An 8,156-nucleotide genomic window follows, 5' to 3' on the forward strand; every position below is an offset into this window, starting at 1 on the left:
GTATGGCGTTATTAAATGTTGGTGTCTCTCCGTTCAGCACTCGCTCCAGCCACAGGACTCACACGTCTTGCAGCCTTCCGAGAAGTACAGCGAGAGCGACCCACAGGAGGGACACTCCGGCGACTCGCCGGCGTCGATCAGATCCTGGGTGGCGTCCTGTTTTTCGGCTGCGGCCCCGCCGTCGGTCTCGTGATCCTCGTAGTCGACTGCAGCCTCCTCGGCGTCCGCCGACTCCTCGAGCGTCTGCTGTTTCGGGTACGGTTTGTCGATTTCGTTGTCGAGGTAGCGTCGCATCGCAGTGCCAATCGCGTCCGGGATCGACTGAATCTGTTCGCCCTTGTCCCAGGCCACCTTCGGACTTCGGGTTCCACAGAGTTCGTCGACGACCTCCTCGGGATCGACACCGGAGCGCAGCGAGGTCGAGATGACCTTCGCCAGCGCTTCGGTGAAGGAGTTGGTGAAGCCGCCGGAGTGGCCGATGTTGGCGAACAACTCGAACGGCTGGCCGGTTTCGGGATCCTCGTTGATCGTGACATACACCTTGCCGTAGCCGGTGTCGATGCGCTGGCTCACGCCCTGCAAGGCGTCGGGGCGTTCGCGTTTTTCGGCGAACTCGACGGTCGGTCGGTCGCCGTTGGTCTCGAGGTCGGCCCCAAGCACTTGGCGGACGTCTTCGTGCTCGAGGAACTGCTCGAGGCCACCGAAGATTTCGCCGATCTGTTCGACCAGCGCCTCGGCGGCTTCGGTCTCGTCGGCGAACTCCGTGTTGTCCGCGCGCGTCGTCAGCACCTGCTTCGTCCGGGTGCCGTCGCGGTAGTAGGTGACGCCCTTGCCGCCGTGTTCGTACACCCACTCGAAGACCTCCTTGGCGTCCTCGAGCGTGGAGTCGTTGGGCGCGTTGACGGTCTTCGAGATGGCGGAGTCGACGCCCTCCTGGCAGGCACACTGCACGGCCGCGTGATCTTTCGCGGTGAGGTCGGCGGTGATGACGAACAGTTCGCCGATCGCGTCGGGGACGGTCTCGAGCCCGTCGACACCGTCGAACTGGTTGGTAGCCATCTGTTCCTGGGCCTCGCGCTTTGCGGCCTCGACGTCGATATCGTTGGCCTCGAGCGTGCGCAGGAAGTAGTCGTCGAACTCCACCAGCATCTCGTCGCCCTGGACGTCGTCGGTGACGTTCTTGTAGTAGGCGACGTTGTAGATGGGCTCACAGCCGCCGGTGGTGTTGCCGACCATGCTCGTCGTCCCGGTCGGCGCGATCGTCGTGACGTTGTGGTTCCGGATGGGGAACCCGTCAGGGAACCGATCCGCGTTGAGACCCGTCTGGTGTTCGAACCACTCGCGGTACTCCGTGGGGTTCGCGTACTTCGACTCGTCCCAGTCGGCGAAGGAGCCGCGCTCTTCGGCCAGTTCGTGACTCGTCCACTTGGCCTCGTGGTTGATGTGGGTCATCAGTTGGCGGGCGACCTCGTTACCCTCGTCGCTACCGTACTTGATGCCGAGCTGGATGTAGAGCTGTGCCAGCCCCATGATGCCCAGTCCGATCTTGCGCATCCGGCGAACGGTCTCTTCGATCTCTTCGACCGGGAAGTCGGACATCGTGACGACGTTCTCGAGGAAGCGCGTGCCGTAGGCGATGCGCTCGTCGAACTCGTCCCAGTCGATGGCCGCCTCGAGGAACGCTGCGACGGCTTCCTCGTGGCTCTCGTACTCGTCGGCGTGTTCGGCCGACCAGACGCGCCAGTCTGGGGAATCAAAGGCAGCGAGGGTACTCAGGTTAATATGTCCAAGATTACAGGCCTCGAATTCTTCCAACGGCTGCTCACCACATGGATTTGTCGCCAAAATGGTATGTTCGGGGTGTTTCTCCACGTCGAAGGAGTGTTCCTTGTTGACGCGCTCGAGATAGATCACGCCGGGTTCGCCGTTCTCGTGGGCACCCTCCACGATGCGCTCCCAGACGAGTTCGGCGGGAATAGAGAGCGGTTCGCCGACCTCGACGTACTCGCCGAGGTCGTAGCGGCCGTACATCTCCTTGGTTTCCTCGGTGGCGATGTGTGGCTCTTCCGTCCGTGGGTTGGTGAACGTGTACTCTTCGCCGTTCTGGACGGCCTCCATGAAGGCGTCGGTGACGCCCACCGAGATGTTAAAATTCGAGAGGTGGCCCTCGACGGCGTTGCGCAGGTGTTTCGGCACCTTGCCGTCGTCGTCGATCAGTTCGCGGGCCTCCTCGAGCGCCTCGGCGAACGTCGTGTACGTGTAGTCGTCGGGGTCGTTGAGCCGCAGCGTGTGTGCCAGCGAGACGTCCTTGTTTTTGGCGTGGATGAATTCGATGACGTCCGGGTGTGAGACGCGCATGATGCTCATCTGGGCCCCCCGTCGGGTACCGCCTTGCGCGATGGTCTCACACAGCTGATCGTACGTGCGCATGAAGGTGATCGGGCCGGAGGCGATGCCGCCGGTGGAACCGACGGAGTCCCCGAACGGGCGCAGTTGCCAGAAGCCGTAGCCGACGCCGCCACCGGACTGGAAAACCTCGGCGGCCTTCTTGGCCGTCTCGTGGATGTTCGCGAGGTCGTCGTCGGGGCTCATGACGAAACAGGCCGAGAGTTGCTGGAGTTCGTCACCTGCGTTCATCAGCGTCGGCGAGTTGGGCATGAACGAGAGGGTTTCCATACCCTCGATGAACGTGTCGGCGACGTCCTCGACGTGTTCTCGAACCGAAGTGGGAAGTCCGGGGACGACGGTGTCGTAGGCAAATTTGTTGACGTTCTCCTCGGTGAGCACCGTCTCGACGTCGTCGTCGACGGTCGTCCCCTCCCCGAAGACCTCCGCGGCGAGTTCGTCCCGGCGTGGATGGCCCGGCTTGAGCTGGTCTGGCGTGACGGTGACCTCGACCCCCTGGTTGTCGCCCTCGTACACTGCCTCGGCGAGAGCGATGTTCTTCCCGATGCGCTCGAACAGTTCCTCCTGGGTCTCGGTAAGTTCGCCGTCGGCATCCTTCCGAAGATAGCGTGCTGGGAGGATGTTGTGATAGGCGTTTGCCGTCATGCGCTCCTCGAGGGTCTCGCCCTCAGTGCGTTTGATCGGCAGCGTGAGATCGTCCGCGGTGAGCTCGGATTCGCTCATGCGTGCGACACCTCGTCCGCACACCGCCCACTGCTGGCGAATTTTCCGTCTGACAGTGTATCCCTTTGCATGGTTAGTGACGAAGGATGGATATTCTCCCACCCCTATAAATCTGTCTGACTTGCAATAGTGAAAGTCAAATTGCAAAGATACCGCTCAGTGGTCGTCGTTCGTTCCCGGTCGCCGAGACGGACGTCTCGGGCCCTGTCATACGCTATGAACGCATCAGTCTTAATCATTTTCAGAGGACACTGAAAGTGAAACCCGGTTCCGGATCCCTCGAGTATTGCCGGTGTCGACCGTCGATGTGTGCATCTCTGGTACTCACAACGCGTTGGAGGCATATCAGCGGTTTCCACGAGGGTTGATGTGTCTCGATAATGAGAGTTTCAACTCATCCGGAACTATTAGGTGGATTGAGTGCGCGGTGATAGCTATGCTCGATCCGATAACCGGTTCACCGATCCTGATGGCGCTCGCAATTCTCGCGATCATCGCCGTCGCGATAACCGCGATCAGGTTCGCGATCAAGATCGCTATCAGAGTGGGACTCGTCGCTGCCGTGGTACTCGCTGGACTGTATACGATGGGTTATCTCGGCGTGCTCCCGTTCTGAGCGCGCACGTCCCGAAGAAAGTTCTCGATGATCTCGTGACCGACGGCGGTGAGTACGCTCTCCGGATGGAACTGTACGCACTCGAGTGGCACGTCCTCGTCCGTGTGACGGACGCCCATGACGAGTGACGTGCCATCGTGGTCGGTCGTCGCCGTTACCTCGAGACAGTCGGGCACCTCGACGGCGACTAGCGAGTGGTACCGACCGGCCTGGAAGCCCTGCTCGAGCCCCGCGAAGACGCCCCGTCCGTCGTGATTCACGGAAGAAGCTTTCCCGTGGATCGGCGACGGTGCGCGGTCGATCGTCCCGCCTAGGGCGTAGACGGCGGCCTCGAGACCAAGGCAGACACCCAACGTAGGGATCGTCGGACTCACCTCGCGGATCACGTCCATCGAGACGCCGACGTCGCGTTCGTTTTCCGGGTGGCCGGGGCCAGGACTGATGATGATCGCGTCGGCGTCGACCGCGCGAACCTCCTCGAGCGTGGCGGTGTTTTTCAACACGGTCGTCTCGGCGTGCTCGCTGACGTACTCGACCAGATTGTACGTAAAGGAGTCGTAGTTGTCGACGACGAGAACGTGCGGTCGCCCCTCGTCGGCGGTGACGTCGACTCCGCTGGCGGAATCATCGCTATACTCGTCTCCAGCGCCAGGCGTCGTGCTCATTGCTCGGCCCCCACGACCACGTCACGGTCAGTCGGATCGGTCGACTCCTCCCGTTCGATCTGCTCGAGCGCCGCCAACACGCCGCCCATCTTTTTCTCCGTCTCGTCGTACTCGGCTGCCGGATCGCTGTCGGCGACGAGACCCGCGCCCGCTTGCACGGTGATGCGCTGGTCGTCACCACCGGATTCGATCGTCGCCGTTCGGATGACGATCGCGAAGTCGGCATCCCCCGTCCAGGAGTAGTAGCCGACGCCACCACCGTACAGACCGCGAGGCTCGTCCTCGAGATCGTCGATGATCTCCATTGCCCGCACTTTCGGTGCGCCAGAAAGTGTCCCTGCGGGGAACGCAGCACGGGTCGTGTCGAACGCGTCGGCGTCGGCGGCCAGCCGACCGGTGACCGTCGACTCGATGTGCTGGACGTGGCTGTACTTGAGGACGTTCATGAACTCGTCGACGCGAACGGAGCCTGCTTCGGCGACCCGGCGAACGTCGTTTCGTGCCAGATCGACCAGCATCGTGTGTTCGGCGCGCTCTTTGGCGTCGGCGAGCATCTCGCCGGCCAGGCGTCGATCCTCGACGGGGCTCGAGCCTCGTTCACAGGTACCGGCGATCGGATTCGACATGATCTCGCCGCCGCGCACGGAGATCAGCGTCTCGGGGCTGGCACCGACGACCGTGAGATCGTCGTGCTCGAGCAAGTACATGTACGGCGAGGGGTTGATCTCGCGCATCGACTCGTAGAACCCCAGGGGATCGATCTCACCACGAATTTCGCGACGTCGGGAGATCACGCCCTGGTAGATCTCGCCGTCGAGCACGCGTTCTTTCGCTCGATCGACGGCCGCTTCGTACGTCTGGCGCGACCCTGCCGTCTCCGATCGTTTGACAAATCCGCCGGTTTCGAGGGTCGTTGCCGACGAAAGGACGGTCTGGACGCGTTCGGCTTCTGATCGGAGCTCGTCGTACACTGCTCGCGGATCGTCGGCGGGGCCAATCACCGGCGTGAACACCAGCGAGACGGTGCCATCGTGTTCGTCGAACACGAGCGTTTTCGTCGTCAGAACGAACTGGGCGTCCGGAAATCGCGAGTCGGGTCGCTCACAGCCCACTTCCTCGAGCCAGAGGTCGTAGACGGCGTCGTACGCGAGAAAGCCAACCAGCCCACCCTCGAGGTGCTGGCGGTCGCGGTCGGGGACGTTCTCCAGTCGAACGTCGGGCAAAGCCGCCCGAAGCGAATCGACGGTGTCTCCGCTGTCGTCGCGGCCGATGGTCTCGAGTGGCGCAGTGTCCGTGAGGGGTTCGACGGTCGTCCCATCGGGATCGACGGTGATGACCGCCTCTGGTTCGTACCCGACGTACGAAAAGCGGGCGTGTCGATCCGCGCTGGCGGCGTTCGGTCTGAACGCACCGTCCGGATCGCTCGAGGGCGTCTTCTCTGCGCTCTCGAGCAGGAAGCTGTAGGGCGACGGCTCGCGGTCGGCTTCTGTTCCCTCGGTTTCGATACGTCCTGTAAGGGCCGCATACGCGTTCAGTGGCGTCGTTTCGACCTCGAGCGTGGCCTCGAGGCGGACGACGGCCGGTCGCTCCCGTCGGTCGGTTCGCTCGGCGAGGCCGACGAATCTATCGTCGTCGGTCTGGAGCGTCAGCGACGACTGCGTTGGGGTGGGTGCTGCGTTCGATGTCGATGGTGGATTCGTCATTGTGAATGTCGATATCGGTATCGGCGATCAGCGTTCGACTGTCGGCGGCTCTCGAGATCGTACCGCCACCCCATCGGGACGGCGGGCCGCGTCGACGAACGCACGAACGGCCTCGTGGTCTTTCGTTCCCGGTGTGGCTTCGATTCCGCTCGAGACGTCGACGGCGTACGGCGATACGGTCTCGATCGCTTCGGTGACGTTCGACGGAGTGAGCCCGCCAGCGAGAATGACCGGTGACTCGAGGGCTGAAACTGCCTCGCGGGTTTGCTCCCAGTCGTGGGTTTCACCGGTACCGCCAGCACCGTGTTCGTCCACGGAGTCGACGACCAGCGCGTCCGCGATGTCGTCGTACATTTCAGCCGCCGACACGTCTTCGGCGTCGATGGCGAGGAAGACCGCGGCGTCGATTTTGGCTCGCAGGTAAGCCAGATCGCCCGGTCGCATTCCGCCGTGGAGCTGCATGACGTCGGGTTCGACGGCTTCGGCGAGTTCGATTGCCCGCTCAGGCCCCGTCGGCATCGTCACGAGAACGGTCGTTACGAACGGTGGGGCGGCGTCGACGAGCGCTGTGGCGCGATCGGCGGTCACTTCCCGTGGTGTTTCGATCGAAACGTCACAGACGATCCCGACGGCATCTGCTCCGGCTTCGACGGCGGCATCGAGATCGTCCTTCTGGGTGATCCCGCAAATCTTCACGCGCGTCATTGGGCCTCCGCCTCTGCTTCCGTGTTCGTGTCCGTTTTCGAGTCGACTTCCGCGTTCTTTTCCGAATCCGTTTCTGCGTTCGCGCCCGATCGCGTAGAATCACACAGACGCTCGAGCGTCGCGGCGGCGTCACCCGATTGAATCGCTTCGAGGGCCCGATCGGCACCCGCCTCGAGCGTGTCGACTTCCCCGGAGATGTAGACAGCAGCGCCGGCGTTCGCCAGGATGACGTCCCGTTTCGCACCGTCGATGCGACCGTCGACGATTCCGCGGAGGTCGGCGGCGTTCGCTTCGGGCGTTCCACCGGCGACGGCGTCGATAGCGTGGGTCTCAAGTCCGAGGTCGGCTGGCTCGAGGGTGTACTCCTCGACGGTTTCCCCGTCAACCTCGGCGACGCGCGTCTCGCCGTGGATCGCAATTTCGTCGGTACCAGCACCGTGGACGACGAGCGCCCGTTCGACATTCATGCGTGCGAGGGCACGCGCGAGTACCGGAACGAGTTCGGGGTCGTAGACGCCCACGACCTGTGCGTCGGCTCCGGCCGGGTTCGTGAGTGGGCCGAGGACGTTGAAGATCGTCCGCATCCCGAGTTCCTGGCGCGGCCCGATGACGGCTTTCATCGCGGGGTGGAACACCGGGGCGAGCATGAAGCCGATGCCGTCGGTTTCGATGGCGCGTTCGACGGCGGGCGGTTCGGCGTCAACGGTGACGCCCACCTCCTCGAGGACGTCGGCGCTACCGGAGGAGGAGGACACCGAGTAGTTGCCGTGTTTGGCGACGGAAACGCCGGCGCCCGCTGCGACGATCGCGCTCGTCGTGGAGACGTTGATCGTGTCGTAGTCGTCGCCGCCGGTGCCGCAGGTGTCGACCAGCGGTTCGCGATCGGGATCGATCGTTCGGGCGGCGTCGCGCATCCCTTCAGCGAAGCCCGCGATTTCGGCTTCCGTCTCGCCTTTCGAACGCAGTGCCGCGAGCAGTGCACCGATCTGTGCTTCGGTCGCATCCTGGAAGATTGCGCTCGAGGCGGCTCGAGCCTCCGGCTGTGCGAGGTTTCGACCGTCAGTCACGTGTTCGACGTAAGTTTGCATAGGGGAACACCAGTGTACGAATTTGTCTTACAATGTCCAAAACAGTACATCAACTTAAGCGTGTCGGAGCCACGCCCGTGGTGAACACTGCCGAACGACCGGTGATTCGAAACCTTCAATTAGGGTGGCGGGCAACGATTGAGTGCGAAGGGAGAACGCGCAGACGCAAACCGGGTTGGTGGTCTAGTCTGGTTATGACACCTCCTTGACATGGAGGAGGCCGGCAGTTCAAATCTGCCCCAACCCACTT

Annotated in this window: 6 protein-coding genes and 1 tRNA gene; 2 read left to right on the forward strand and 5 right to left on the reverse strand. The window is 62.8% G+C overall.

Features of this window, described 5'->3' with window-relative positions:
• Positions 1–33: 33 nt before the first annotated feature.
• Entirely contained in the window at positions 34–3,129 is a 3,096-nt protein-coding gene (locus NGM68_RS14220; protein ID WP_252698897.1) for an adenosylcobalamin-dependent ribonucleoside-diphosphate reductase, read from the reverse strand.
• A 436-nt stretch (positions 3,130–3,565) separates the two neighbouring features.
• Between NGM68_RS14220 and NGM68_RS14225 the strand changes: the two genes are divergently transcribed.
• Positions 3,566–3,745: a DUF8029 family protein gene (locus NGM68_RS14225; protein WP_252698898.1), complete on the forward strand. Its 180-nt coding sequence runs from the start codon at positions 3,566–3,568 to the stop codon at positions 3,743–3,745.
• Here the strand turns inward: NGM68_RS14225 and trpG are convergent.
• From trpG to trpD, 4 genes are read right to left on the reverse strand one after another with little or no spacing between them, the layout of a single operon-like run.
• Positions 3,721–4,410 carry an anthranilate synthase component II gene (gene trpG / locus NGM68_RS14230; protein WP_252698899.1) on the reverse strand — a complete coding sequence of 230 codons (690 nt, stop codon included), beginning with the start codon at positions 4,408–4,410 and terminating at the stop codon, positions 3,721–3,723. The genes NGM68_RS14225 and trpG overlap by 25 nt on opposite strands.
• The gene (gene trpE / locus NGM68_RS14235) at positions 4,407–6,113 is read right to left on the reverse strand and encodes an anthranilate synthase component I (protein ID WP_252698900.1); all 1,707 of its coding nucleotides are present in this window, start codon (positions 6,111–6,113) and stop codon (positions 4,407–4,409) included. Before trpE ends, trpG begins: the two co-directional genes overlap by 4 nt.
• Positions 6,114–6,140: 27 nt before the next feature.
• Positions 6,141–6,818 carry a phosphoribosylanthranilate isomerase gene (locus NGM68_RS14240; RefSeq protein WP_252698901.1) on the reverse strand — a complete coding sequence of 226 codons (678 nt, stop codon included), beginning with the start codon at positions 6,816–6,818 and terminating at the stop codon, positions 6,141–6,143.
• Positions 6,815–7,906, reverse strand: coding sequence for an anthranilate phosphoribosyltransferase (gene trpD, locus NGM68_RS14245; RefSeq protein ID WP_252698902.1), 1,092 nt, complete (start codon positions 7,904–7,906; stop codon positions 6,815–6,817). Before trpD ends, NGM68_RS14240 begins: the two co-directional genes overlap by 4 nt.
• A 172-nt stretch (positions 7,907–8,078) precedes the next feature.
• On the opposite strand from trpD, the gene NGM68_RS14250 reads away from it, so the two are divergent.
• Positions 8,079–8,153 (forward strand) — tRNA-Val (locus NGM68_RS14250).
• Positions 8,154–8,156: the final 3 nt, after the last annotated feature.

Source organism: Natronosalvus vescus, from assembly GCF_023973145.1.
Lineage (GTDB): Archaea > Halobacteriota > Halobacteria > Halobacteriales > Natrialbaceae > Natronosalvus > Natronosalvus vescus.